Origin of the sequence: Mycobacterium colombiense (assembly GCF_001953985.1) — a bacterium.
Taxonomy (GTDB): Bacteria; Actinomycetota; Actinomycetes; order Mycobacteriales; family Mycobacteriaceae; genus Mycobacterium; species Mycobacterium colombiense_B.
In genome coordinates, this window is record NZ_MBEI01000051.1 from 188665 (window position 1) to 214616 (window position 25952).

Annotated in this window: 21 protein-coding genes; 10 read left to right on the forward strand and 11 right to left on the reverse strand. The window is 66.6% G+C overall.

From position 1 onward, the window contains the following. Positions 1-2: 2 nt before the first annotated feature. Entirely contained in the window at positions 3-914 is a 912-nt protein-coding gene (locus A5732_RS13725) for an adenylate/guanylate cyclase domain-containing protein (protein ID WP_076102483.1), read from the reverse strand. Positions 915-1124: 210 nt separating this feature from the next. Between A5732_RS13725 and A5732_RS13730 the strand changes: the two genes are divergently transcribed. Further along, a complete protein-coding gene (locus A5732_RS13730; RefSeq protein ID WP_076102484.1) occupies positions 1125-2204 on the forward strand; it encodes an oxygenase MpaB family protein in 1080 nt (359 codons plus the stop codon). On the opposite strand, the gene A5732_RS13735 is transcribed toward A5732_RS13730, so the two are convergent. The 4 genes from A5732_RS13735 to infC form a co-directional block, all read right to left on the reverse strand. Next, complete coding sequence (locus A5732_RS13735) at positions 2191-2991, reverse strand: TrmH family RNA methyltransferase (RefSeq protein ID WP_076055248.1); 801 nt, start codon at positions 2989-2991, stop codon at positions 2191-2193. The two genes, A5732_RS13730 and A5732_RS13735, sit on opposite strands and share 14 nt — an antisense overlap. 24 nt (positions 2992-3015) lie before the next feature. Next, entirely contained in the window at positions 3016-3411 is a 396-nt protein-coding gene (rplT, locus tag A5732_RS13740) for a 50S ribosomal protein L20 (protein WP_007776071.1), read from the reverse strand. Between the two features lie 80 nt (positions 3412-3491). Further along, positions 3492-3686, reverse strand: a complete 195-nt coding sequence (gene rpmI, locus A5732_RS13745; RefSeq protein ID WP_007776073.1) for a 50S ribosomal protein L35 — start codon at positions 3684-3686, stop codon at positions 3492-3494. 63 nt (positions 3687-3749) lie between these two features. After that, a complete protein-coding gene (gene infC, locus A5732_RS13750) occupies positions 3750-4355 on the reverse strand; it encodes a translation initiation factor IF-3 (RefSeq protein ID WP_075232996.1) in 606 nt (201 codons plus the stop codon). 459 nt (positions 4356-4814) lie between these two features. On the opposite strand from infC, the gene lysX reads away from it, so the two are divergent. The 6 genes from lysX to A5732_RS13780 all read left to right on the forward strand — a co-directional run bounded on the left by lysX (position 4815) and on the right by A5732_RS13780 (position 15013). Next, positions 4815-8147: a bifunctional lysylphosphatidylglycerol synthetase/lysine--tRNA ligase LysX gene (gene lysX / locus A5732_RS13755; protein ID WP_371915812.1), complete on the forward strand. Its 3333-nt coding sequence runs from the start codon at positions 4815-4817 to the stop codon at positions 8145-8147. Positions 8148-8223: 76 nt separating this feature from the next. Next, positions 8224-9708 (forward strand): alpha/beta hydrolase, encoded by a 1485-nt coding sequence (locus A5732_RS13760; RefSeq protein WP_216351580.1) that lies wholly within the window; start codon positions 8224-8226, stop codon positions 9706-9708. Positions 9709-9713: 5 nt separating this feature from the next. Continuing rightward, positions 9714-10133: a DUF6653 family protein gene (locus A5732_RS13765; protein ID WP_349289931.1), complete on the forward strand. Its 420-nt coding sequence runs from the start codon at positions 9714-9716 to the stop codon at positions 10131-10133. 75 nt (positions 10134-10208) lie between these two features. After that, positions 10209-10856, forward strand: a complete 648-nt coding sequence (locus tag A5732_RS13770) for a TetR/AcrR family transcriptional regulator (protein WP_076055252.1) — start codon at positions 10209-10211, stop codon at positions 10854-10856. A 67-nt stretch (positions 10857-10923) separates the two neighbouring features. Further along, positions 10924-13050, forward strand: a complete 2127-nt coding sequence (locus A5732_RS13775; protein WP_076102486.1) for an Rv1355c family protein — start codon at positions 10924-10926, stop codon at positions 13048-13050. A gap of 112 nt (positions 13051-13162) precedes the next feature. Then, positions 13163-15013 carry a putative bifunctional diguanylate cyclase/phosphodiesterase gene (locus tag A5732_RS13780; RefSeq protein WP_076055114.1) on the forward strand — a complete coding sequence of 617 codons (1851 nt, stop codon included), beginning with the start codon at positions 13163-13165 and terminating at the stop codon, positions 15011-15013. Here the strand turns inward: A5732_RS13780 and A5732_RS13785 are convergent. From A5732_RS13785 to A5732_RS13795, 3 genes are all read right to left on the reverse strand, one after another. After that, entirely contained in the window at positions 15010-15609 is a 600-nt protein-coding gene (locus tag A5732_RS13785; RefSeq protein ID WP_076102487.1) for a class I SAM-dependent methyltransferase, read from the reverse strand. The two genes, A5732_RS13780 and A5732_RS13785, sit on opposite strands and share 4 nt — an antisense overlap. 89 nt (positions 15610-15698) lie before the next feature. Beyond that, positions 15699-17069, reverse strand: a complete 1371-nt coding sequence (locus A5732_RS13790; protein WP_076055118.1) for a cytochrome P450 — start codon at positions 17067-17069, stop codon at positions 15699-15701. Between the two features lie 29 nt (positions 17070-17098). Continuing rightward, positions 17099-17815 (reverse strand): hypothetical protein, encoded by a 717-nt coding sequence (locus A5732_RS13795; protein WP_076102488.1) that lies wholly within the window; start codon positions 17813-17815, stop codon positions 17099-17101. Between the two features lie 276 nt (positions 17816-18091). Here A5732_RS13795 and A5732_RS13800 point away from each other — a divergent pair, with 276 nt between their 5' ends. Next, on the forward strand, positions 18092-18340 hold the full coding sequence (locus tag A5732_RS13800; protein ID WP_064953377.1) for a hypothetical protein: 249 nt from the start codon (positions 18092-18094) through the stop codon (positions 18338-18340). 6 nt (positions 18341-18346) lie between these two features. Here the strand turns inward: A5732_RS13800 and uvrA are convergent, their stop codons facing one another. After that, entirely contained in the window at positions 18347-21262 is a 2916-nt protein-coding gene (gene uvrA, locus A5732_RS13805; protein ID WP_076055122.1) for an excinuclease ABC subunit UvrA, read from the reverse strand. A 134-nt stretch (positions 21263-21396) separates the two neighbouring features. On the opposite strand from uvrA, the gene A5732_RS13810 reads away from it, so the two are divergent. Continuing rightward, positions 21397-22074 carry an MBL fold metallo-hydrolase gene (locus tag A5732_RS13810; RefSeq protein ID WP_065054562.1) on the forward strand — a complete coding sequence of 226 codons (678 nt, stop codon included), beginning with the start codon at positions 21397-21399 and terminating at the stop codon, positions 22072-22074. An 8-nt stretch (positions 22075-22082) separates the two neighbouring features. On the opposite strand, the gene A5732_RS13815 is transcribed toward A5732_RS13810, so the two are convergent. Then, positions 22083-22526, reverse strand: coding sequence for a universal stress protein (locus A5732_RS13815; protein ID WP_076102489.1), 444 nt, complete (start codon positions 22524-22526; stop codon positions 22083-22085). Positions 22527-22810: 284 nt separating this feature from the next. Between A5732_RS13815 and A5732_RS13825 the strand changes: the two genes are divergently transcribed. Then, entirely contained in the window at positions 22811-24397 is a 1587-nt protein-coding gene (locus A5732_RS13825) for a glycosyltransferase family 39 protein (protein ID WP_076102490.1), read from the forward strand. A 90-nt stretch (positions 24398-24487) separates the two neighbouring features. On the opposite strand, the gene A5732_RS13830 is transcribed toward A5732_RS13825, so the two are convergent. Beyond that, on the reverse strand, positions 24488-25906 hold the full coding sequence (locus A5732_RS13830) for an MFS transporter (RefSeq protein ID WP_076102491.1): 1419 nt from the start codon (positions 25904-25906) through the stop codon (positions 24488-24490). Positions 25907-25952 lie beyond the last annotated feature (46 nt).

The window sequence follows — 25952 nt, forward strand, 5'->3', positions numbered from 1 at the left end:
CATTATGGCTGCGGTTTCGTCTCGGCTGTGTCATCAGGGCCTGACAACTCCTTAAGAGTCTTGAGGCGATATATCGCCAAATCGTCGGGAATGCCGGCGGGCTTCGGCGCGAAAACCGGCTTCCTCGTGCGTCTGGCCTCGACGCCCAACGCGTCCAACTCGCTTTGCGGTATGAGATCTAACGTTGAACTCGACACCATGATTCCACCTCTGGTGGCTCTTTCCATAACTCGTGCGGCGATATTCACATCGACACCGAGCCAGTCGGCCGCCAGCCGCTGCGGCCGCCCGGTGTGAATCCCGACCCGCATCCGAGGCGTATGACCCGCCACCTCGACCGATTTCACCGCCTCCTTGGCGGCCAGCACCGCCCGGACTGCGACCGTCGGATCGCCGAACACGGCCATCAGGCCGTCGCCCATTCGCTTGACGATGTGCCCGCCGGCGTCGAGCAGGGGTGGCTCGAGCGCCCGCGCGACCTGGCGCAGCAGCGCGAGGGCCGCGTCGTCGCCGGCCTGCAAAGACCACGTCGAGAAGCCGACCAGGTCGGTGAAGACCAGCGTCACCTCCGGGTTGGCCGGCCGGCGGGACACCCCCTCGGTCAGCGCCTGCCACACCTGCAGCACCCCGAGGCTGACCTCGCGTGACACCGCACCCCGGTCCCCCAGCAACCGGTCGGCCGCGCGCGCCGCGGCGCGCGGACCGCCGTCGCCCGCCGTGGACAGCTGATCGCCGAACTCGGGGTCGCCGGGCAGCAGTTGGCGCGCGCGCCGGATGAACTCAACCGCCCCGGGGCTGCGGTTGCGTCCGTGTAGCCATTGAGTCGCGCTGTGCAGCGGAGAACGTTGCGTAGCGGATTGCGCCTCGGTCTCTTCGGGCTCACCCGGGTCCAGATCGCGACGCGCGAGTTCCACCTGGCCAGGTTATTTGTTTTCGTTCCAGGCAGGCAACGACAGACCGTGACGGTCCTGCCATATGTGTCACATCTCGCACCGAACCACCTGATCACGGTGGCGCCACACCGATGTGGAAGCTCGATAACACCCTCGCCAACACATCGCCGAAATCGTAGACAACGCGCGTTGTCAAAGTTATCGTGAGCCCAATCGGAGCAGGAGGCCGCAATGACTGGCACTGTGAATCCTTGCGGGAGCGAATCCGCGGACCCGCTCGGACCAGATTCCCTGACCTGGAAGTATTTTGGCGATCTGCGCACCGGGATGATGGGTGTCTGGATCGGCGCGATCCAGAACATGTACCCCGAACTCGGCGCGGCCGTCGAGGAGCATTCGATCGTGCTGCGGGAGCCGCTGCAGCGGGTCGCCCGGTCGGTCTACCCGATCATGGGCGTGGTGTACGACGGCGACCGGGCATCGCAGACCGGCCGCCAGATCACCAGCTACCACCACACCATCAAGGGCACCGACGCCGCCGGGCGGCGTTATCACGCGCTCAACCCGGAGACCTTCTATTGGGCGCACGCCACGTTCTTCATGTTGATCGTCAAGGTGGCCGAATACTTCTGCGGCGGGCTGACCGAGGCCGAGAAGCGGCAGCTGTTCGCCGAGCACGTGCAGTGGTACCGGATGTACGGGATGAGCATGCGGCCGGTGCCCGAAACGTGGGAGGAGTTCCAGGAGTACTGGGAGCGCACCGGCCGCGACACCCTGGAAATCAACCGGGCGACGCTGGACATCTTCCAGATGCGAATCCCGAAGCCGAAATTCGTGTTGATGCCGACCACCATCTGGGACCAGATGTTCAAGCCGCTGGTCGCCGGCCAACGCTGGATCGCGGCGGGTCTCTTCGAGCCCGCGGTGCGCGAGAAGGCCGGAATGCGTTGGACGCCGGGCGACGAGGTGTTGCTGCGGTTGTTCGGCAAGCTCGTCGAACTGGCTTTCCTGGCGGTGCCCGACGAGATCCGGCTGCACCCGCGCGCGCTGGCCGCCTACCGCCGCGCCGAGGGGCGGCTGCCCAGCGACGCGCCGCTGGTCGAGGCCCCGCCGTTCATGGCGCCGCCGCGTGACCGCCGCGGGCTGCCGATGCATTACTTCCCGCCGTCGCCCAAGTCGCCGCTGGACCCCGCGCTGCAGCCCGCCCGGGCCCTGATGGAACGCGCCGGATCCCTGGTGCACACGACGCTGTCGCTGGCCGGCCTGGCCGCGGGCCGCGGTCGGCCGAAGCGGCCGGCTACGGCCGCGTAGGAAGCCTCAGCGCCCGCGCGCTCTGATACAGACAGATGGCCGCGGCCGACGCCACGTTGAGGCTCTCCGCGCCGCCGGCCATGGGAATGCGCATGCGGTGGTCGGCCGTCGCCGCGATTTCGTTTGGCAGCCCGTGTGATTCGGGGCCGAACAGCCATGCCGTCGGTGTGCCGAGCAGGTCGGTGGCCTCGTCGAGCCGCGTCTCGCCGTCCACGGTGGTGGCGAGCAGCTGCAGACCCGCGGCACGCAACGCGTCGACGGCGGCGAGCGTGTCCGGCGCGACGGCGACCGGGACCGAGAAGATGCTGCCGGCCGACGCGCGCAGGCACTTGCCGTTGTACGGGTCGACGCTGTGGCCGCCGAGTATCACGCCGGCCGCGCCCATCGCGTCGGCGAGGCGAATGAGCGTGCCCGCGTTGCCCGGCTCGCCGATCTCGACGGCGACCGCGACCAGCGCGGGCGAGCCGGCCAGCACGTCCTGCAGGTGGGTTCGCGGCGTTTCGCACACGGCGACCAACCCGGCCGGGGTGACGGTGTCGGACAGCGCTTTTGCCGCGCGCTCGGTCACCGGATGCACCGGGCATCCCTCGGATGCCAAAGTCGCCAGCAGCGACGCGTGACGCTGCTGGGCGACCTCGGTGACGAACACGTCGCGAACCAGACCGCGGCGGGCGGCGGCCTCGACGAGGTTGGGGCCCTCGGCGAGGAATCGGCCCGTCCGCCGGCGGCCGACGTGGCGATGCAACTTGACCGCCGCGGCGACCCTGGCCGAACGTTCGGTCAGCACCTGGCCGGTCCGCACCGTCTCTGGTTAGGCCGCTTCTCCGGAATCCGAGGGAGCGTTGACGTCCTCGGGCAGTGCCGCCCGCGCGATGTCGACCAGCGCCGTGAAGGCCGCCGGGTCGGCGATCGCGATGTCGGACAGGTTCTTACGGTCCACTTCCACACCGGCGGCCTTGAGGCCCTGGATCAGCCGGTTGTAGGTGATGTCGTTGGCGCGCGCCGCCGCGTTGATCCGCGAGATCCACAGTTTGCGGAACTCGCCCTTGCGCGCACGACGGTCGCGGTAGGCGTAGTTCAGTGAATGAAGCTGCTGCTCTTTGGCCTTGCGGTAGAGCCGGGATCGCTGGCCGCGATAGCCCTTCGAGGCCTTCAGGATGCTGCGCCTCTTCTTGTGGGCGTTGACCGCCCGCTTCACGCGTGCCATTGGATGTTCCTACTCTCGTTCAAAATTAGTTGGTCGGGTCGCCGTGCCAGCTCGCGATGCGGGTCTGGCCGGCGCGGTGGTCAGCCGTTCAGCAGGCTGTTAACACGCTTGGTGTCGTTGGCCGACACCGTGATTCGGCCGTCGAGGCGGCGGGTCCGCTTCGAGGGCTTGTGCTCGAGCAGATGCCGGCGGTTGGTCTGCTGGCGGACGATCTTGCCGGTTCCGGTGCGCCGGAACCGCTTTGACGCACCGCTGTGGGTCTTGGCTTTGGGCATGTTTCCTCTGTTCTATGAAGTGCTCGAGTGCTGAGTACTCGAGCCCTCGCTGCTGTCTCTCGGTCAGTTCGACGAAGGTTCGGCTTCGGCGCCCGCATCGTCCGATGCCGGGCCGCCGCCGGGTCCTTCCGGATGCCGCGCCTTGGCGCGAGTCTTCGCGCCGCGATGCGGTGCCAGCACCATCGTCATGTTGCGGCCGTCCTGCTTGGCGGACGTCTCGACGAAGCCGTACTCGGCGACGTCCGCACCCAGGCGCTGGAGCAACCGATAGCCCAGCTCGGGCCGCGACTGCTCACGTCCGCGGAACATGATGGTGACCTTCACCTTCGATCCCGCTTCCAGGAAGCGGATGACGTGGCCCTTTTTGGTCTCGTAGTCGTGATCGTCGATCTTCGGTCGCAGCTTTTGTTCTTTGACGACGGTCTGCTGCTGGTTCCGGCGGGATTCGCGCGCCTTTTGCGCCGCTTCGTATTTGAACTTGCCGTAGTCCATGATCTTGCAGACCGGCGGCCTGGCGTTCGGGGCAACTTCGACAAGGTCGAGATCGGCGTCCGCAGCGACGCGCAGTGCGTCTTCGATGCGCACTATGCCTACCTGCTCTCCCCCTGGGCCGATCAATCGGACTTCAGGTACGCGAATGCGCTCGTTGACGCGGGTCTCAGTGCTGATGGGGCCTCCCTTGTTGGGCTTCTATATGTCTTGCGATGGCGACCGGTCCGGACGGTCGGAGGAAGCAGCGGCGGAGACACCACACCACTAAGCAAAAAAGCCCTGCACAAGCAGGGCCCAATGCCGACCGATCACGGCTGGAAACTACTCGAGCCGCCCGCGTTGCCCGCGGAACAGGCATCCGCGATGCCTGTGACCGGACCGCTGAACCTTGGAAGATCCGCTCAGGGATTTCGTCGGCGCGCGGTGGGAGTGGGACTCCACTTAACTGTTCCTGGCATTCGCCGGGATGGTCGCAGGCGCCAGTTTAGCAGCCTTGAGGTGGCTTTTAGCACTTCGGCCGGGCGACCGCGCTGCAACGGGGGCCAATGCGGCCCAAAAAGCAGTCCCAAACTCGTGCCCGCCACACTTAGCGCTTCGACAAGCTTTTCACGGATTGAGGGCATATCCTCGCGGTCTGTGACACTCGCATCTCCTCGTTCGGGGCCGCGTTTGGGGCCCGGCCGCCGGTCGAACTCGCGGTATCGCTGGGTGCCGGCGGCGGCCGGATGGACCGTGGGCGTCATCGCCACCGTGTCACTGCTCGGGAGCGTGTCCCCGCTGATCAGGTACCTGATCAAGGTCCCCCGCGAGTTCATCAACGACTATCTGTTCAACTTCCCGGACACCAGCATCGCGTGGTCGTTCATCCTCGCCCTACTGGCCGCGGCGCTGACCGCGCGCAAGCGCATCGCCTGGCTGCTGTTGCTGGCCAACATGATCCTGGCCGCCGCGCTGAACGCCGCCGACATCGCCGCGGGCGACAACACCGCCGCCGAGATCTTCGGCGAAAACCTCGGGTTCGCCGTACATATCGTGGCGATCGTCCTGCTGGTGCTGGCGTACCGCGAGTTCTGGGCCAAGGTCCGCAAGGGCGCATTGGTCAAGGCGGCCGCGGTGCTGGTCGCCGGCGACGTGGTGGGGATCCTGGTGTCCTGGGGTCTGGTCGAGTTGTTCCCGGGAACCCTGGCCCGCCCGGACCGTCTGCCGTATGTGGCCAACCGGGTGGTCGGGTTCGCGCTGGCGGATCCGGACCTGTTCACCGGCCGGCCGCACGTATTCCTCAACGCGATCTTCGGGTTGTTCGGTGCGCTGGCGCTGATCCTGGCGACGATCGTGCTATTCCAGTCCCAGCGCGCGGAGAACGCGCTGACCGGCGAGGACGAATCGGCGATCCGCGGCCTGCTCGAGCTGTACGGCAAGAACGACTCCCTGGGCTACTTCGCCACCCGCCGCGACAAGTCCGTGGTCTTCGCCCAGAGCGGGCGCGCCGCCATCACCTATCGGGTGGAGATCGGCGTGTGCCTGGCCAGCGGCGACCCGATCGGCGATCCCAGGGCCTGGGGCCAGGCCGTCGACGCCTGGCTGGGTCTGTGCCAGACCTACGGCTGGGCGCCCGGCGTGATGGGCGCCAGCACCCAGGGCGCGCGGGCGTACCGCGAGGGCGGCCTGAACGCGCTCGAGCTCGGCGACGAGGCCATCCTGCGGACGTCCGATTTCAAGCTGTCCGGCCCCGACATGCGCGGGGTCCGTCAGGCCGTGACCCGGGCTCGCCGGGCGGGGCTGACCGTGCGGATCAGGCGGCACCGCGACATCGCGGCCGACGCGATGGCCGACACCATCGCCCGCGCCGACGCCTGGCGGGATACCCAGACCGAGCGCGGCTTTTCCATGGCGCTGGGCCGGCTCGGCGACCCCGCCGACGGGGACTGCCTGCTGGTCGAAGCGCTGGACCGGGACGGCAGCGTCGTGGCGATGCTGTCGCTGGTTCCGTGGGGCACCACCGGCGTTTCCCTGGACCTGATGCGCCGCTCACCGCAGTCCCCCAACGGCACCATCGAGCTGATGGTCAGCGACCTGGCGCTCAACGCCGAAGCCCTTGGCATCACCCGCATCTCACTGAACTTCGCGATGTTCCGCTCGGCGTTCGAACAGGGCGCCCAGCTCGGCGCCGGCCCCGTGGCCCGGCTGTGGCGGGGGCTGTTGCTGTTCTTCTCCCGGTGGTGGCAGCTGGAGACGCTGTACCGCTCGAACATGAAGTACCAGCCCGACTGGGTGCCGCGGTACGCGTGCTACGAGGACGCCCGCCTGATTCCGCGGGTCGGCGTCGCCTCGGCCCTCGCCGAGGGATTCCTGGTGTTGCCGTTCGGCCGGCGCAAGACGCACACCGGCCACTACCCCGCCGTCCCGCCGCGATTGGCGGAATCCGGACTGCTGCATCACGACGGCAGCGCCCCGGACGTCAGCGGGCTGCGGGAGCGTCGCGAGACCGCCGACGAGGAGGAGTCCAGGTCCCGGCTGCCAGAACAGGTGCGGGTGCGGCTGGCCAAGCTGAAGATATTGCAGCGCAACGGCATCGACGCGTATCCGGTCGGAACTCCGCCCAGCCACACCGTGGCCAACGCCCTCGACGCGGACGACCGGGACGCCATCACCGTCTCGGGCAGGGTCTTGCGGATCCGCGACTACGGCGGCGTGCTGTTCGCGGATCTGCGTGACTGGTCGGGGGAAATGCAAGTGCTGCTGGACAATTCGCAGCTGCAGCGGGGACGAACCGCCGACTTCACCGCGGCCATCGACCTGGGCGACCTGGTCGAGGTGTCCGGACACATGGGCTTCTCCAAGAAGGGAAGCCGCTCGCTGATCGTCGCCGACTGGCGGATGATCGGAAAGTGCCTGCGGCCGTTGCCTAACAAATGGAAGGGGCTGACCGACCCGGAGGCGCGAGTGCGGACCCGCTACGTCGACTTGGCCGTCAACCCCGAGTCGCGCGAGTTGATCAAGGCGCGCAGCGAGGTGTTGCGCTCGGTCAGGCAGACGCTGTTCGCCAAGGACTTCGTCGAGGTCGAGACCCCGATCCTGCAGCAGATCCACGGCGGAGCCACCGCCCGGCCCTTCGTCACGCACATCAACACCTACGACCTGGACCTGTTCCTGCGCATCGCGCCGGAGCTCTACCTGAAGCGGCTGTGCGTCGGGGGCGTGGAGCGGGTCTTCGAATTGGGCCGGGCCTTCCGCAACGAGGGTGTCGACTTCAGCCATAACCCGGAATTCACCCTGCTGGAGGCCTACCAGGCCCACGCCGACTACAAGGTGTGGATCGACGGATGCCGCGAGCTCATCCAGAACGCCGCCCAGGCCGCGCACGGCGAGCAGATCGTGATGCGGCACGGCGCCGACGGCAGGCTGGAACCGGTCGACATCTCCGGGCTCTGGGCGGTCAAGACCGTCCATGACGCCGTGTCCGAGGCGCTCGGCGAGCACATCGACCCCGCGACGTCGCTGTCCACCCTGCGCAAGCTGTCCGACGCCGCGCACATCCCCTACCGGGCGCAGTGGGATGAGGGCGCGGTGGTGCTGGAGCTGTACGAGCACCTGGTCGAGGACCGCACCGAGGAGCCGACCTTCTATATCGACTTCCCGACCTCGGTGTCCCCGCTGACGCGGCCGCACCGCAGCGAGCCGGGGGTCGCCGAGCGGTGGGACCTGGTGGCGTGGGGTGTCGAGCTGGCCACCGCCTACAGCGAGCTCACCGATCCGGTCGAGCAGCGCCGCCGGCTGCAGGAGCAGTCGCTGTTAGCCGCCGGCGGGGATCCCGAGGCGATGGAGCTCGATGAAGACTTCCTGCAGGCAATGGAATACGCGATGCCGCCCACCGGTGGGCTGGGAATGGGCATCGATCGGCTCGTCATGCTCATAACGGGCCGCAGCATCCGCGAGACATTGCCATTTCCGCTGGCCAAGCCGCATTAGCCCAGGCCCCGAACTCCAGAAAGCCCAGAGCGAACATTGGGTGAATAGGTTCCAGGCCGGTTACCGATAGATCACAATGAGTCACGTGACAGCCCCGACGGACAGCGCTCCCGCGCAGTTCCTGGCAAGTAGCCACACCTCGCTGATGCATGGCTGGGTGCCGGCGACGATCCAGGTGCTCGCCGCGGTGGTGCTGGTGCTGGCCGTCGGCTGGCGGTCGCGCCGCTGGCGCACGGTGTGGATGCCGGCGGCCGCGCTGGCCGGCGGGGTCGCCGCCTACCTGACGCACTGGTACATCGTCGACCGCGGGCTCTCCGACGACCCCGCCCCGGCGGCCCTGTGGCTCTGGGTCGCGCTGACGGGCACGGCGGCTGCGGTGCTGGCGCTGGGCTGGCGCACCGCGCGCCGCTGGCGGCGCGGCGCCGCGGTGCTGGCCGTGCCCCTGTGCCTGCTCAGCACCGCGCTGATGCTCAACGTCTGGGTGGGCTACTTCCCCACCGTGCAGTCGGCGTGGAGCCAGCTGACGTCGGGCCCGCTGCCCGACCAAACCGATCGGGCCACCGTTACCGCGATGGCCGCCAACCGAATCCGGCCACCGCACGGCACGGTGGTGCCGGTGGCGATCCCCTCGGACGGGTCGCACTTCAAACACCGCGGCGAGCTGGTCTACCTGCCGCCCGAATGGTTCGCGACCACCCCACCTCCGCAGCTGCCGACCGTGATGATGATCGGCGGGCAGTTCAACACACCGGCGGACTGGACACGTGCGGGCAACGCGGTCAAGACGATCGACGACTTCGCCGCCGCGCACGACGGCAAGGCGCCGGTGCTGGTGTTCGTGGATTCCGGCGGCGCATTCAACAACGACACCGAATGCGTCAACGGGGTCCGGGGCAACGCGGCCGACCACCTGACCAAAGATGTTGTGCCGTTCATGATTTCGAGTTTCGGGGTCAGCCCGCACCGGGCAAACTGGGGCGTCGCGGGTTGGTCCATGGGCGGGACCTGCGCCGTGGACCTGACCGTGATGCACCCCGACATGTTCAGCGCGTTCGTCGACGTCGCCGGCGATTTCTTTCCGAACGCCGGGAACAAGGCCCAATCCATCGCGAGACTGTTCGGCGGAAACGCCGACGCCTGGGCGGCTTTCGATCCGACCACGGTGATCAACCGGCACGGCCCTTACCGCGACGTGGCCGGCTGGTTTGCGATCTCGTCCGACGGCCCGCCCACCGCGCGCCGCGACCTCCAGCTGAGCGACAGCGGTGCCATCCGCCTCGCCGGACGCGACGCGGCCGCCAATCCGGGCAATCAGACCGCCGCCGCCTATTCGCTGTGTGCGCTCGGCCGCTCCGAGGGAATCGACTGCGCGGTGGTGCCGCAGCCCGGCAAGCACGACTGGCCATTCGCGGACCGAGTGTTCGCGGCGTCGCTGCCCTGGCTCGCGGGGGCGCTGGGCACCCCGGGAATTCCGCGGCCGCCGCTGCCGGCCGCGTCTGCGCCCGCCGTGGGCGCCCCGGTGGTCGTCCCGGCCCAGCGTTCCAACACCGCCAAGCGATAGCGCCCGTGTCGTCCGTCGCGCGGATTCGGCGCGCCGTCTTCGCGCGGCACTGCCATCCGCTCAGCGCCTGGACCCGGTGGGCCAGCACGCCGCTGGTCCTGGTCCCGGTCTGGACGCGGCGGCGGGCCCACGCGGTGTGGATTGCGTTGTGGCTGGCCGTGAATCCCGTGGTCTTCGGCAAGCCGGCGCATCACCGCGCATGGTCGACGCGGGCGATGCTGGGCGAAGAGCTGTGGATCAGCCGTCGGCCCGGCGATGCGGCGATGTTGGTGAGCGCGGCGACGTCGGCTGCCGCGTTCGTGGCGGTGGTCGCCGCGCGCAGGCATCGGCTGCGCCCGGCGCTGATCGCCGTCGTGGTGCAGATGGCACTGACGCTTGTGTACTGGCAACAGATGGTCCGGTATTTCGAGCGTCGAACGCGCTAAACGCCGGAATCGATACCAATGTACGGTAATCCGATATCTGCGTATCGCGACGCGGCGCGGGTATATTGTCCGGCCGTGGGATCCACCCGGCTGTTTCCGTATGACCCGCCCCCGCCGGCAGAGCCTCCCCCCAAGGAGCGAATTCGCGACGCCGCGCTGAGCTGCTTCGCTGTTCGCGGCATCGCCGCCACGACCCTGCGCGCGATCGCGGAGAGCGCGGAGGTTTCGATTGGGCTGGTGCAGCACCACTTTCGTACTAAGGCCGCGCTGACCGCCGCGGTCGATCAGTACGTCCTGCAGGTGGTAAGCGAGGCTTTGGAACCCACAACGTTGCCCGACCCCCCGTCCGACGGGCTCAACGCGGCCGGGCGCCGACTGACAGCACTTATGCTCGAACGACCCGACGTGATGACCTATATCGGTCGCGCGCTCGTCGAAGGCGGCGCGTTGGGTTCGGTCATCTTCACCGGGCTCTTGGGAATCAGCACGGCCCAGCGCGACGAGTTCGCCCGACGGAACAACATACACCCCGACCTCGACCCCGATTGGGCTGCGCTCAACCCGCTGATCCTGCGTGTCGGCGCGATCATTCTGCATCCGTACATCGAGCTATACCTGCAGGAATCTTTCTTTACCGAGCCGCAATTGCGCCGCTGGGATGCAGCCGTCACCAATCTCATACGGCATGGGCAATTCCTCGACGAAGGAACACCTCGGCGTTGATCTTGCGCTACGCAAACCGGCTCAAACCAGGTCCGGCTTGCCGCCCAGGTGCTATACACATAGCACCATGGATGAGCCCGGCGAAATTGCCTACACCGCGCAGCTTCTCGACGCTACGGTGGCACAGGGCGAGTTGGCGTTGCAGCGACTACACGCCGATCCCAGCGTGGAGTTCATCGACCGGCTCGATGCACAGACAGCCAACCTGCGTAGCCTTCGGCCCACCCCGCATCCTGAGCTTCTGACAGAGCCCGGCCGCTGGGCCTACTACCCGTGGCGGCGCGCGGTTGTGGCGGTGCTGGGCCCGCGCGGATATCGCGCCGTACGCCTGGACCGCAATCGCAATAACATCACCCCGGCGGAACAGGACCGGCTGGGCGCACTGCGCATCGGCGTCGCCGGTCTCAGCGTCGGCCACGTCATCGCGCACACCCTGGCGGCCCAGGGATTGTGTGGCCGCCTTCGGCTGGCTGACTTCGATCATCTCGAGCTATCGAACCTGAATCGGGTGCCTGCCACCGTGTTCGACCTTGGCGTCAATAAAGCTTGTGTGGCGGCGCGCAGGATCGCCGAGCTCGACCCGTACCTGCCAGTGGAGGTGTTTGACGCCGGACTGACCTTCGATACCGTCGACGCATTTTTGGACGGGCTCGACATCGTCATCGAAGAATGCGATTCGCTGGACATGAAGGCGGTCTTGCGGGAAGGCGCCCGCGCCCGCCGCATTCCGGTGTTGATGGCGACTAGTGATCGCGGCCTGATCGATGTGGAACGTTTCGATCAACAGCCTCAGCGACCGATTCTGCATGGTCTGCTCGGCGACCTCGACATCGGATTGTTGCCCGGCATGAGCAGCCGCGAGAAGGTCCCCCACATCTTGCGTCACCTTGAGGCCGAACGCCTTTCACCCCGGACGGCTGCCTCCCTGTTAGAGATCGACCGCACGGTGTCGACCTGGCCGCAGGTGGCCTCGGATGTCGTGCTGGGGGCGTCGGCGTTGGCCGAGGGCGTGCGCAGAATCGGGCTCGGCGAGGAGCTTCGCTCGGGCCGTACTCGCATCGATATCGGCTGGGCGCTCGACCAACTCGATGACCCCGATATGGCCAGCCACCACCCCACGCCGGTAGACCATCCCGAGCCACCGGAACTGCCCGGGATCGCCGGAATCATCGCTGCCGCGGCGATCCGCGCGCCTTCCGGGGGAAATGTGCAGCCCTGGTATGTCCAAGCCGGAGCTACCGAGATCACCATCGATGTTGCCGCCCAACACACGTCGACAATGGACGTCGGATTCCGGGGCAGCGCTGTCGCAGTGGGGGCTGCCCTCTTGAACGCCAGGATCGCCGCCGCGGCTCACCACGTCCTGGGCCCCGTCAGCCTCACCGAAAATGGCAACGGATCGCCGCTGCGCGCCACCCTGAAATTGAGCGACGGCACCGACCCCGACCTTGCCGATCTCTATCGACCGATGCTCGAGCGCGAAACCAACCGCCACCACGGCAGCCCCCGGCCGATCGGCGCCACCACCATCGAGGCGTTGCGCGCCGCGGCGAAACGGGAAGGCGCGCAGCTACACCTCATCACCGACAGAGACGACATCGCGCATGCGGCAACAATTCTTGCCGCGTCCGACCGCGCCCGCTACCTGACGCCGCAGCTGCACAAGGAGATGGTCTCCGAGCTGCGCTGGCCCGGTGACGCCGACCCCGACACCGGCATCGACGTGCGCAGTCTGGAACTCGACACCGGAGATCTGGCGATGCTCGATATCCTGCGCCGCACCGACGTCATGACCCATCTGGCCCAATGGAACGCCGGCAGCGCTCTCGGTGAAGACGCCCGGGACCGGATATTAGCCAGTTCTGCGCTGGCCGCGATCTCCGTACCAGGAGAGGACCTTCGCGACTACGCGATGGGAGGAGCGGCCGTTGAATTGATCTGGATCATTGCGCAGCAGCAAGGGCTTTCCGTGCAGCCGGTCTCCCCGGTCTTCCTGTACGCCCACAACGAAACTGAATTCGGCGAGTTGTCAACCCAATTCGCGAATGAGCTAACGCAATTGCAGCGCGACTTCCGGGGTTTGGCAGGCATACCTTCCGAACATTCCGCGGTACTGGTACTCCGGTTCACTGCCGGTCCACCGGCATCGGTACCAAGCCGCCGCGATTTTGACCGCGGACGGGTGCTTCGTTGAGCGATCCCCTGCTGATCCACCACTTATGGATTCCGAGTCTGTTTGGCGCGCATGCCCATGACCCAGTACGCAATGTCGGCGCGGCCCACGAGTTGAGGCTACGGTAAGGGCGATGTCGGGCACGCTAGATTATTTGGTCACCGCTGCCGCCGCAGAGTTGATGGCGGCCACCGCGGCTGACTCTGCCGCGATGAGTCAACGAGTGCTCGGCGACTTGGTCCGCGAATTGGCTGTGGACTTCAGTTTCCTGCGCCACAACGATCACACGATCCACGCCACGGTGCTCGTCGCCGAGTGGCCGCCACGCAACGCCGACCCCGACCCGATCGGCGTCATCTATTTCTCCGACGCCGACTCCGTCTTCGCCCAGGCCGAGCACCTCAAGGTGCCGCAAGTTGTGCGTCCCGCGCCGGCGAATGCCGACTATCAACGCAATATCGACGAGGGCACCGGGTGGGGCACCGTATCCCTGGCCGCCGTGCCGCTGCTGTCTGGCGATGTAACGACCGGCACGCTGGCCTTCGGCAAGGTCGGAGACCGCGAATGGTTGCCCGAAGAGCTCAACGCGCTGCAGGCGATCGCCGCGCTCTTCGCCCAATTGCAGGCCCGGGTCGTCGCCGAAGAGCAGATCCACTACCTCGCTGAACATGACGAACTCACCGGGTTGCTGAACCGCAGGGCGCTCATCGCCTACCTCGACAAGCGGCTGGCCGAGGGACAGCCGGGTCCGGTCTCGGTGGTGTTCGTCTCGCTCGACCGCTTCAAAGTCATCAATGACCGCCTCGGCCAAGACGCCGGCGACCGGTTCATCGTGGCCTTCGCCGCGCTGCTGCGCGAGGCCGTCGATGCCGTCCCCACCGTCATAGCGCGTTTCGGCGGTGACGAGTTTGTCGTCGTGCCGACCGGGCCCATGGACGTCGAGGCTGCCGAAGCATTCGCCCGGTCGCTGCACAACAAGGTTCACGGACAAGTCTCAATCGACGGTGAGATGCTCAGTCGTACCGTCAGTATCGGCGTCGCAGCCGGCCTACCCGGAAACGAGAGCACGTCGGACCTACTGCGTCGAGTCGACCAGGCCACCCGGTCAGCTAAGGGTTCCGGCGGCAACAAACTCGCAACCTTCAGTCCGGAGATGTCTACGACAGACATGATCCGCAACGACATCGAACTGCATCTGGAAGGAACGATCGATAGCGGCATCGGGACCTTAGTGCTGCACTACCTGCCGGAGTTCGACATGAACACCGGCGCCATCCTGGGTACCGAGGCGCTAATCCGTTGGCAACATCCGACTCTGGGGTTATTGATGCCCGATTCGTTCATTCAGGTCGTGGAATCGATCAACCTCGGCGCCAAACTCGGCCGTCTCGTAATGCGTTCCGCGTGTGCACAGTTCGGGCTCTGGCAATCACGCGGCGTCGGACAAGGCACGGTGCTCCGTGTCAACGTGTCGCCGGTGCAGCTCGTCACAGATGGCATTGTCGGCGCGGTCGCAGCCACCCTCGACGAGTTTAGTCTCGATCCCAGCACCGTATGTCTGGAGATCACCGAAAGTGTTGTGGTTCAAGATATCGACGCCACACGCAAAACATTGTTCGGATTGAAGGATATCGGCGTACAGATCGCCATCGACGACTTCGGCACCGGTTACAGTGTGCTGACCTATCTGAAATCTCTGCCCGTTGACGCACTCAAGATCGACAAAGGGTTTGTCCGCAGTCTCGATACCGACGCCGGTGACCTGGCGATCGTGCGCTCGACGATGGCACTGGCCGAGGCCTTCGGGCTCGAGGTCGTCGCCGAAGGGGTCGAAACCGTGGCCGCAGCCAAGACGCTACTCAGCCTCGGTTGCCATCGCGCACAAGGCTTTCTGCTGTCCCGCCCGCTGGACAACTCGGCGATGGAGTCGCTCTTGACCAAACGCGTCGTCCCGATTGACTTCTCCGACACGGGCCCTTCTTAAGGGTGGCGTTGAAGCAGGTAGTAATACGTTGCGGTCTTGTCGTCGAGTTCCCTCTCGTTGCCGGTGGACAGCAGCCTCCAGCCGGGAGCGAATCGTCGTTCGATCTCGGCGTGATCAATGCCCGGCACCCCCAACCGGCCACCGGGAGGGAACGCGACAATGAATAGCCGCGCATCGGGCGCGGCCACGGCGCTGATCTCCCGGACGTAGGCCTCACGATCGGCGCCACTCATGTTGTGGATGCACCCGTTATCGACGATCAAGTCAAAGCCCGTGCCGATTCCGGACTGACTCAACTGGGTGACGTCAGCACGGACGAAATCGACCGGAACCTTGGCGGCGCCGGCCTTGGCCCGCGCCTTGTCGAGCGGCTTTGCGACGTAGTCAACCCCGGTGACCTTCCAGCCCTGCTGAGCAAGGTAGATGGCGCAATCCCCGGTGCCGCATCCCACGTCGAGAGCCGACCCCTCGGGCAGCCCGGGGGTCTCCGCGTTTCCCTCGACCAGATCCCGCAGACCCTGCCCGATCGGATGGCCCTCCCACGGCGTGAAGCCAACCCGATAGAAGAACCGAAATCGCATGTGTCGAGAAGCCATAGCCGCAATCATGACATTCGCGACAACTCGCCGGTCCCCACCCCCGGCCGGCAGGTGCGCACTGCGTCAGGACTTAGGCAGCGGAACGGTCACTCACGCAGTCGTATCTTGGCCCTGATCGGAGCTGCCGCGACCATTGTGAAGGGCACGGCCAGCGGGAATTCTTCGGAAAGAGACTCGATTTCGACTCGGCGCACGATGGTCGCCAACGCGAGGGTGGCTTCCAGCATCGCGAAGTGGTCCCCGATACACGAGCGCGGCCCGCCCCCGAACGGAACATACTGCCAACGGTCGCGACCGTCAGCGCGCTCGGGACTGAACCGGTCGGGATCGAACCGCAGCGTATCGTCCCACAGGCCCGGGTCGGTTTGTACCGCCATCCTTCCGAACGCCAGCATGGTGCCGGCTTTGACGCGGTAGCCGGCGACTTCCACATCGCGCGTCGCCATTCGGGTTCCGGTCGGGCCCGGTGGGCACAGCCGCAGCGCCTCCTGAAGTACCCGGACGGTAAAGCCCAGCCGCGCAACGTCGTCGGGAGTGAGTTGGCGGTTTGGCAGGCCGGCGGCTTCGGCCGCGACGCGCTGCTGCAAGTCCGGGTGGCGACCCAGCGCCCACAGCGCGTAGGTCAGAGTCGTCGCCGTGGTGTCGTGGCCGGCGAACAGAAAAATGATCATTTCGTCGCGGATCTCGTTATCCGACAACGACTGCCCGGTCTCGGGGTCGGTGGCGGCGATCAGCGCGTGTACCAGCGGAGCCTCCCTCCCGGGGTCGGCACGACACGCTTGCAAAATCTCTTCGGCCAGCTCGCGAATCGCCGCGGCCGCAGCGCGGGCACGCCGACGCGCCGGTGTGGGCATCCACTCTGGTGCACGCAGCGGCCGCAGCGCGCGCCGTACCGCGTAACTCGTCGCCACGCGCAGCGGCTCGGCGATCGCGTCGGAGCGCTCATCGAGATCCAAACCCAATACCGAGCGACCCAATGCCCGCAGCGTCAGCGTGCGGCATTGCGCGTCCAGATCGATCTCGGCGCCGTCGCGCCATTGGGCACACACGATCTGAGCGGCCTCGGCCATGTGCCCACCGAACTGGCGGACACGCTGGCGGGTGAACACCGGTTGCAGGGTGCGTCGGCGCGGCAACCACTCCGAGTGGGGCAAGACGAACAGGTTTGCGCCAAGCAGCCGACGAAGCTCGGTGGCCACCGTGCTCGTCTTGTCGACCGAACCGTCTCTCACACTGACGATGTCGCGGATGCCTTGTGGTGATGTCGCCAAAACGATAGGCGGGATCAGCCACTTCGGGCCCAAGGTAACCCGGGTGACAGGACCACCGGCATCGCGGAGTTTGTTGGTGCCGGTATGAAATTCCTTGATGGCCTTCAGTCGTTCCCGATACGGAAGCGGGTTTTTCGGGGCCAGGGGCAACGCCGCAACGTCGCGCACGGGCTCAGCGATGGACACGAGTCGACCCTAGAGCACTTTGATTTCTGCTACGCCGAGATGCGACTGAGGATTTCGGCGTTCTCGGCGCACATCAGCCTGAATTGTCCCGGCTCGGCATGTGTGGCAAGGGTGCGACGATCCCACCACATCACCTTGGTCCGATAGTCCTCGTTGGGATAGGCCGCCGCAGGCACCCGGTTGGCCACCACGCCTCCCGACGACTGCCACTGCTCGAGCACGTGAGCCGCGGCGGTGGCCATCACGAACTGGACACCCAGCAAAGTCATCATCGGCAGCGCGGTGCGGGCCAGCACGGTGGACAGCGCGCGATTGCCATATTCGCGAGAATTGGTCCACGCACTTTTCACCTCCACGACGCCGAACGGAAGCCGGTTGGAAATCATATGGCGCAGCAACGGAAGGCCCGGGTTGCCTTTCCATTCCTCGAGAGCGTGGGAGTCCTCCGGCGAGCGCAAAGGCCCGACAACACGCGTACCTCCGACGACCCGCCCATGTGGGTCAAGCGCAGCAAAAAACAGGGACGTGTCGGTTCCATCCTGGATCTGGTCGAGGTCGAGCACCCAATCCAGCCCGTGTCGGCGATAGCTGTTCAGCGCGCCTTGCAGGTACTGATTCCACAGATCGGGCTCCGCGGCCGGCGTCGCCGCGGTGACCCAGCACCCCGTCGCGTGATCGCGCCAACCACATCCCGATTCCGACCACGGACCGTCAATCCCGAGCCCCGTGATTTGCACCGCTTCCATACGTGACCTCCGCTTATTCGCTGTTACTAACCAGTAATTTTTTTGAACACCTCTGAATCGTTTGTTAATTCGACTCGCGACAAATTAACCAAAGGGATTGTGACATAAACCGACGAATTCGACTGCAGCGCGAGCGCAATGGGACACAAAAAGGCTCTTGCGGCGCATTTGTTTTGGCCACCGGGACCCGCTGTAGTGCCGCGACGCGGATATTGACGCTGCCGCACCAAAACCACGACGCGGCATTTCGATCCGTCGTCGCAGTACCGTGACGTCATGCCCGACGAACCAGTCACGCCCAGCTCCACCGGGCCCGTCCCCGAATACGACGACTCCGGTGTGCCGACCTTCGAGTCGGTGCGCGACCAGATCGAGGCGCGGTATGCCACCGCGCAAGGCGCCGCCGAACTCGACGCGGAATCACCCGAAGGCCGCTCGGTCGACGAACAATACGACGAACGCCGGCGTGCCGCGGCCGAGCGGCTGGCCCAGATCCGGGAGTCGATGCGGCCCGATCAGGGATGACCGGGCTCAGGCGGTGACTTTGCGGCGCCGGTTCGATCGCGGCGGAGCGCTGGATGGCGCCGGGCTGCGGCCGATCACCTCGGCGAGGAACTTCCCGGTGTAGCTCTCCGGAACGGCGGCGACGTCCTCTGGAGTGCCTTCCGCGACAACGGTTCCGCCCTCGGCGCCGCCTTCGGGGCCCATGTCGACGATCCAGTCCGAGGTCTTGATCACGTCCAGGTTGTGCTCGATGACGATGACCGTATTGCCCTTGTCGACAAGGCCATTGATGACCTTCAGCAGCTTGCGGATGTCGTCGAAATGCAGTCCCGTGGTGGGCTCGTCGAGGATGTACACCGTGCGCCCGGTCGAGCGCTTCTGCAGTTCCGCGGCCAGTTTGACGCGTTGCGCCTCGCCGCCGGACAGCGTCGGCGCGGGCTGGCCGAGCCGCACATATCCCAGCCCCACGTCGACCAGGGTGCGCAGGTATCGGTGGATGCCGGTGATCGGCTCGAAGAACTCCGCCGCCTCCTCGATGGACATGTCCAGCACCTCGGAGATGGTCTTGCCCTTGTAGTGCACCTCCAGGGTTTCCCGGTTGTACCGGGCGCCGTGGCAGACCTCGCACGGCACGTACACGTCGGGCAAAAAGTTCATCTCGATCTTTATCGTGCCGTCGCCGGTGCACGCCTCGCAGCGGCCGCCCTTGACGTTGAACGAGAACCGGCCCGGTTGATAGCCACGAACTTTGGCCTCGGTGGTGGCGGCGAACAGGGTGCGGATCTTGTCGAATACCCCCGTGTAGGTGGCGGGGTTGGATCGCGGCGTGCGACCGATCGGTGACTGGTCCACTCGCACCAGCTTGTCCAGATGATCCAGCCCGGTGACCCGGGTGTGCCGGCCGGGGACCTGCCGGGCGCCGTTGAGCCGGTTGGCCAGCACCGCGGCCAGGATGTCGTTCACCAGCGTCGATTTGCCGGATCCGGACACGCCGGTCACCGAGGTGAGCACGCCGAGCGGGAAACAGACGTCGATGCCCCGCAAATTGTGCTCGCGGGCGCCGACGACGGTGAGCTGACGCTTGCGGTCGACGGGTCGCCGCTTCACCGGCATCTCGATGCGTTCCTTGCCCGACAGGTAGGCGCCGGTGATCGAATCCTTGTTGGCCAGCAGCTCGCTGTAGGTGCCGCTGTGCACGATCTCGCCCCCGTGCTCACCGGCCCGCGGGCCGATGTCGACGATCCAGTCGGCGTGCGCGATGGTGTCCTCGTCGTGCTCGACGACGATCAGCGTGTTACCCAGACCCCTTAGCCGCGTGAGGGTTTCGATGAGCCGGCGGTTGTCGCGCTGATGCAGCCCGATGGACGGCTCGTCGAGGACGTAGAGCACGCCGACCAGACCGGACCCGATCTGGGTGGCCAGCCGAATGCGTTGCGCCTCACCGCCGGACAGCGTCGCCGCGGCGCGGGACAGCGACAGGTACTCCAGCCCCACGTCGAGCAAAAAGCCCAGCCGCGACTGGATCTCCTTGAGCACCTGTCCCGCGATCGCCTGCTCGCGCGGACCCAGGGTGAGCGCGTTGAGGAAGTCGGCGCAGTCCGAGATCGACAGCTCGCAGACCTCGGCGATGGACTTCGCGCCCCGGTCCCCGGCGGCCAGCAACACCGCCAGAATCTCGGGCTTGAGCCGCGTCCCCTCACACACCGGGCACGGCACGTCCCGCATGAAGCCTTCGTAGCGTTCCTTCATCTGCTCGGACTCGGTCTGGGCCATCTTGCGCTGCAGGAACGCCAGCACGCCCTCGAAATCGGCGTAGTAGGACCGGGTCCGGCCGTACCGGTTGCGGTACCGCACGTGCACCTGGTGATCGGAGCCCTCGAGAATCGCCTTGCGGGCCTTGGCCGGCAGTTTGCGCCACGGGGTGTCGACGTCGAAGCCCATCTCGTCGCCCAGCCCGGCCATCATCCGGGTGAAGTACTCCGCGGTGTGGCCCGCCGACCACGGCGCCACCGCGCCCTCGGCCAGGGTGCGCTCGGGGTCGGGCACCACCAGGTCGGGGTCGACTTCCTTGCGGATGCCCAGGCCGCTGCACTCCGGGCAGGCGCCGTAGGGCGAGTTGAACGAGAACGACCGCGGTTCCAGGTCGTCGACCGCCAGCGCGTGCCCGTTGGGGCAGGCCAACTTCTCGGAGAACCGCTGCTCCCGGTTGTGTGCGTCGTGTTCGTGGTCGACAAACTCGAGCACCACGATGCCGTCGGCCAGGTTCAGCGCGGTTTCCACCGAATCGGTGAGCCGCTGCTTGGCGGACGCCTTGACGGTCAGGCGGTCCACCACCACCTCGATGTCGTGCTTTTCCTGCTTCTTCAGCTTCGGCGGATCGGTCAACGGGTGCACGACGCCGTCGACCCGCACCCGGCTGTAGCCCTGGGCGTTGAGCTTCTCGAAGAGGTCGGCGAACTCGCCCTTGCGGGTGCGCACCACCGGGGCCAGCACCAGGAATCGGGTGCCCTCCGGCATCGCCAGCACCTGATCGACGATTTGCTGCGGGGTCTGGCGGGCGATCCGCTCGCCACAGATCGGGCAGTGCGGCGTGCCCGCCCGCGCGTAAAGCAGGCGCAGGTAGTCGTATACCTCGGTGATGGTGCCGACGGTGGAGCGCGGGTTGCGGTTGGTGGACTTCTGGTCGATGGACACCGCCGGGGACAGACCCTCGATGAAGTCGACGTCCGGCTTGTCCATCTGCCCCAGGAACTGGCGGGCGTAGGCGGACAGCGACTCCACGTATCGGCGCTGTCCCTCGGCGAAGATCGTGTCGAAGGCCAGCGACGATTTACCCGAACCCGACAGCCCGGTGAAGACGATCAGCGCGTCGCGGGGCAGGTCGAGATCGACGCCGCGCAGGTTGTGCTCGCGGGCGCCCTTGACGATCAGACGGTCAGCCAACGCTGCCCCTCTCAGGAACTATCTGGCGACTTCTCGTAGCCGCGCTGCGGAATCCGAAACCGGAATTGCGCACGGCGCATTCCATGCTATGTGCCCATACCGACAAGCAAGTTTTGACCAGTAGCGTGACCGGTATGACTGCAGTGGACGACAACTACACCGGGCACGTTGACCCCGGTACCGCGGCTCGCCGGACCCTACCCGGCGCCACGATCCTAAAGGTCTCTGTCGGCCCCATGGACAACAACGCATATCTGATCACTTGTTCCGCTACCGGCGAAACGCTGCTGATCGACGCCGCCAACGACGCGGACGTGCTGATCGACCTGATCCGGCAGAACGCGCCGAAGGTGTCGTTGATCGTGACCAGCCACCAGCACTTCGATCACTGGCAGGCGCTGGAGGCGGTGGCGGCCGCCACCGGGGCGCCGACCGCCGCCAACGAGATCGACGCGGAACCGCTGCCGGTCAAACCGGACCGTTTGCTGGGCAATGGCGACACCGTGCGGATCGGCGAGCTGACGTTCGATGTCATCCACCTGCGCGGGCACACCCCGGGCTCGATCGCGCTTGCTCTGGACGGGCCCGCGACCGGCGGGGTCACCCAGCTGTTCACCGGCGACTGCCTGTTCCCGGGCGGCGTCGGGAAGACGTGGCAGCCGGGGGATTTCACCCAGCTGATCGAGGACGTCAGCACCCGGGTGTTCGACGTGTATGACGACTCCACGGTCATCTACCCCGGTCATGGCGACGACACGGCGTTAGGCGCCGAGCGCCCGCACCTGAGCGAGTGGCGCGAGCGGGGCTGGTAGCGGCACGGCTACGTCGTGGTGTGCACGATCAACACGTCGGTCTTGGCCCGACGCGAGACGTTGGCCGGCACCGATCCCAGCAGCCGGCCGGCGATCGTGCTCAAGCCGACGTTGCCGACCACGAGCAGATCGGCCTGCTCCTCCTCGGCGAGGTGCACCAGCGCGTCGACCGGCGCCCCGACGATGGGTCGCTCGTCGATGTTCTGCGCACCGGCGGCGTGGGCGCGGTCCTTGGCGTCACGCAGGATCGCGTAAATCGGGGCGGTGCCCGAAACCTTGTAGCTTTCGTCCCGCAGGGCGTCGGCGGCCCGGGCGTCCTCATGTTGCGGCAGGTACGCCGACGCCACGATCAGCCTGGCGTCCGCTCCCGCGATCTGCGCCGCCTTCTCCACCGCGCGCATTGACGAATCCGAGCCATCGGTTCCTACCACCACAGTCCGATAGGCGCCCATTTACCCTCCCAGTTTCGGTTGGTCAGCCAACCCAAGACAGTAGCGCGTTTGCTCGTTGCAGAGGAGACAGATTAACGACACAACGCGGCGTGGCGCGTCCGCAATTTGCGGGCGCTGGCTGCGGCAACGGACAATATTGCCAATGAAAAAACATTCGAATGTGCAGGGCCAACGCGGAAGGCATTGCATTACGCCGCTTTTCGGGAAAGCGGGCGCGAAGTGCGAATGCCCCGGACGCGATTTGTGACTCGTTCCATCAACGGCGCCTTACAGTAACAAGCATCATGTCCATGCCCACCCTCGAGCCCACCGTCGAGCCCCGTGCCGGGGATTTCGGCGCCGAGCCCGCGGCCGGGCGTGCTCGCGGCGGGTTGCTCGATCCGTGGGCAATCGCAATGTTCGCCACCGCCGTCAGCGCCGCCTGGGCGTGCCGGCCGTCGCTCTGGTTCGACGAAGGGGCGACGATATCGGCTGCGGCCAGCCGGACTTTGCCAGAGCTGTGGCGGTTGCTGGGTCACATCGACGCCGTCCATGGCGCTTATTACCTGCTGATGCACGGTTGGTTCGCGCTGTTCCCGCCTACCGAATTCTGGTCGCGTTTCCCCAGTGCCCTGGCGATCGGGGCCGCCGCCGCCGGCGTCACGGTGTTCACCAGGCAGTTCACGCCCGGCCGCGGTACCGCGGTGTGCGCCGGCGTCGTCTTCGCGATCCTGCCTCGCATCACGTGGGCGGGCATGGAGGCCCGCTCGTATGCGATGTCGGTGGCCGCGGCGATCTGGCTAACGGTATTGTTCGTCGCCGCGGTGCGGCGACATCGTGCCCGGCTGTGGGTCGGCTACGCCGTGGCGCTGATGGTGTCGATCCTGCTGAGCCTCAACCTGATCCTGCTCGTTCTCGTCTACGCGGCGATGCTGCCGCTGGTGGCCCCCAAGGGATCCCGAAAATTCCCGGCGATCTGGTGCGCGGCCGGCACGGCCGTCGCGCTGGGCGCGATGACGCCGTTCATCCTGTTCGCACATGGTCAGGCGTTCCAGGTCAATTGGCTTTTCCCGGTCAGCTGGCACTACGCCTTCGACATCACCCAGCGCCAGTATTTCGACCACAGTGTGCCGTTCGCGGTGCTCAGTGCGGTCATCATGGTGGCCGCGGTCGCCGCTCGGCTGGCCGGCGCGCCCGCCCCGCCGGGCGACATGCGTCGCCTCCTGACCATCTGCATCGCGTGGATGGTGCTGCCCACCGCCGCCGTCGTGATCTATTCGGCGGTCTCCGAGCCGATGTACTTCCCCCGCTACCTGATCCTGACCACGCCGGCGATGGCCGTCGTGCTGGCGATCTGCATCATCACCGTGGGGCGTCGGGCGTGGCTGATCGCCGGTCTCGTCGCGCTTTTCGTCGGCGCGGCCGTCCCCGACTACCTGTTCGTGCAACGCTGGCCGTACGCCAAAGAGGGTTGGGACTACAGCCAGGTCGCCGATCTGATCAGCTCCCACGCCGCCCCCGGCGACTGTCTGATGGTGGACAACACCGTGCCGTGGCGGCCCGGGCCGATTCGTGCGTTGCTGGCCACCCGCCCGGCGGCCTTCCGGTCGTTGATCGACGTGGAACGCGGGGTGTACGGCCCGAAGGCCGGATCATTGTGGGACGGGCACGTCGCCGTGTGGCTGACGACGGCCAAAATCAATAAGTGCCCGGCGATCTGGACCATCACCAATAAAGACAACTCGCTGCCCGACCATCAAACCGGGCAATCGCTACCGCCCGGAAGCGCATTCGGGCGCGCCCCGGCGTACCGGTTCCCGGGCTACCTCGGCTTCCACATTGTCGAGCGGTGGCAGTTCCACTACTCGCAGGTGGTCAAGTCCACGCGGTGATCTGCGTTATGCCGTCCGCGTGACGCGCCGGATGCCGGTAGTTGAGCAGCATGCAGATCTGGCTGACCGCAACGCTATTCGGCGGCAAGCTCAGCCCCCGGTGGCGACCGGCTCGGCTTGCCGGGTGGCCCGCGTAGCGGCGTAGGACACGGCGACGCCGGCCGCGCTCAACGCGGTGAACACCGTGAACAGCAGGTGCGCCGCCATATCCTCGCCGCCGGTCGCGGTGTTGACGACGACACCGGCCAATCCGGCACCGATCGCGGCGGAGGTCAGCTGGACGGTGTTGATCGCCGCGGAAGCGGCGCCGCCTTCGGCCGGGTCCGCGACGGAAGCCATCGCGCGGGCCGACAGGTGCGGCCAGGCCATCCCGATCCCGATGCCGGCGACCAGCAGGGCCACCGCCCACAGCGCGGCGGTCCAGGGCGAGCCGTCGCCGTGCCGGGCGACGGCACCCAGCGCCAGGCCCGACGCGGCCACCATAGGCGCCACCATGACCACCCGCCCGATCGTCCGTGGGTTCTCCAGCGATGCGCTGACGATCTCGCTCACCGTCCAGCCCAGCGCGAGCGCCGCTCCCAGGAATCCGGCCGCGATCGGCGTCAGATGGGCCAGCCGCTGCCCGAACAGCGGCACGTAGGTGTTCACCATCGCCGCGCCCATCAACACGCCCATGGTGAGGTAGATCCACTTCAGGGGGCCGGGCGAGAACACGCTGGGCGGCAAGATGGCCGCGTGCATCCGCCAGTCGACGATCACGAAGACGCCGACCAGGCCGATGCCCGCCGCGAGCAGCCCATACGTCGCGACGGCGTTGCGCGGAATCTGCGCGACACTGACGGCCAGCGCCGCCAGCCCAATGATCAGCAGCGACCACACCGGGATCTTCATCCTGGCGAGGCCGTTCGTCGGGTTGACCTGGGCCAACGCGACCGGGACCAGCAGGGCCATCAGCAAGGTCAGGATGGCCATCGCGACGAAAGCCCATCGCCAGATCCCGAGCTGCGCGAACAGGCCCCCCGTGGTGGGTCCGACCACGGTCGCGACCCCCCACATCGCCGACACCAGGGCCGAGCCCCTCGTCCACAACCAGCGGGGCAGGGCGGAGTTGATGACCGCGTAGCCCAGGCCGGCCAGCAAGCCCCCAGCCACCCCCTGCATGGCCCGCCCAGCAATCAAAACATGCATGGTTGGTGCGGCAGCGCAAACCAGGCTGGCAATACCGAACACGACGAGACCCAACAGGTATGACGACCGCGCCCCGATGCGCAGCAGCATCGGATTGACCATCGTGGCGGCGACCACCGACCCCACGAGGTACAGCGTGGTCACCCACGCGTAGAGCCGGCTGCCGCCGATTTCTGCGATGGTGTTGGGCAATAAGCTGGTGGTCAGGAACTCATTCGTGGCGTAGAGCGCCACCCCGCCGGCCAGCAGGATGGAAGTCCTCAGGTACCTCGCGCCCAGCAGCTCCCGCCAGCCGCCGGTGATAGTCGCCGCGTCGGTCACCCCTCTACCGTATGGGGTCACGCGGAGATAAGAGCCGGAGATCGGT

Coding starts and splice junctions, on each gene's coding strand:
- A5732_RS13730 (WP_076102484.1), top strand. CDS start 1,125: ATGACTGGCACTGTGAATCCTTGCGGGAGCGAATCCGCGGACCCGCTC.
- rplT (WP_007776071.1), bottom strand. CDS start 3,411: ATGGCACGCGTGAAGCGGGCGGTCAACGCCCACAAGAAGAGGCGCAGC.
- rpmI (WP_007776073.1), bottom strand. CDS start 3,686: ATGCCCAAAGCCAAGACCCACAGCGGTGCGTCAAAGCGGTTCCGGCGC.
- A5732_RS13760 (WP_216351580.1), top strand. CDS start 8,224: ATGAGTCACGTGACAGCCCCGACGGACAGCGCTCCCGCGCAGTTCCTG.
- A5732_RS13775 (WP_076102486.1), top strand. CDS start 10,924: ATGGATGAGCCCGGCGAAATTGCCTACACCGCGCAGCTTCTCGACGCT.
- A5732_RS13780 (WP_076055114.1), top strand. CDS start 13,163: ATGTCGGGCACGCTAGATTATTTGGTCACCGCTGCCGCCGCAGAGTTG.
- A5732_RS13785 (WP_076102487.1), bottom strand. CDS start 15,609: ATGGCTTCTCGACACATGCGATTTCGGTTCTTCTATCGGGTTGGCTTC.
- A5732_RS13795 (WP_076102488.1), bottom strand. CDS start 17,815: ATGGAAGCGGTGCAAATCACGGGGCTCGGGATTGACGGTCCGTGGTCG.
- A5732_RS13800 (WP_064953377.1), top strand. CDS start 18,092: ATGCCCGACGAACCAGTCACGCCCAGCTCCACCGGGCCCGTCCCCGAA.
- A5732_RS13810 (WP_065054562.1), top strand. CDS start 21,397: ATGACTGCAGTGGACGACAACTACACCGGGCACGTTGACCCCGGTACC.
- A5732_RS13815 (WP_076102489.1), bottom strand. CDS start 22,526: ATGGGCGCCTATCGGACTGTGGTGGTAGGAACCGATGGCTCGGATTCG.
- A5732_RS13825 (WP_076102490.1), top strand. CDS start 22,811: ATGTCCATGCCCACCCTCGAGCCCACCGTCGAGCCCCGTGCCGGGGAT.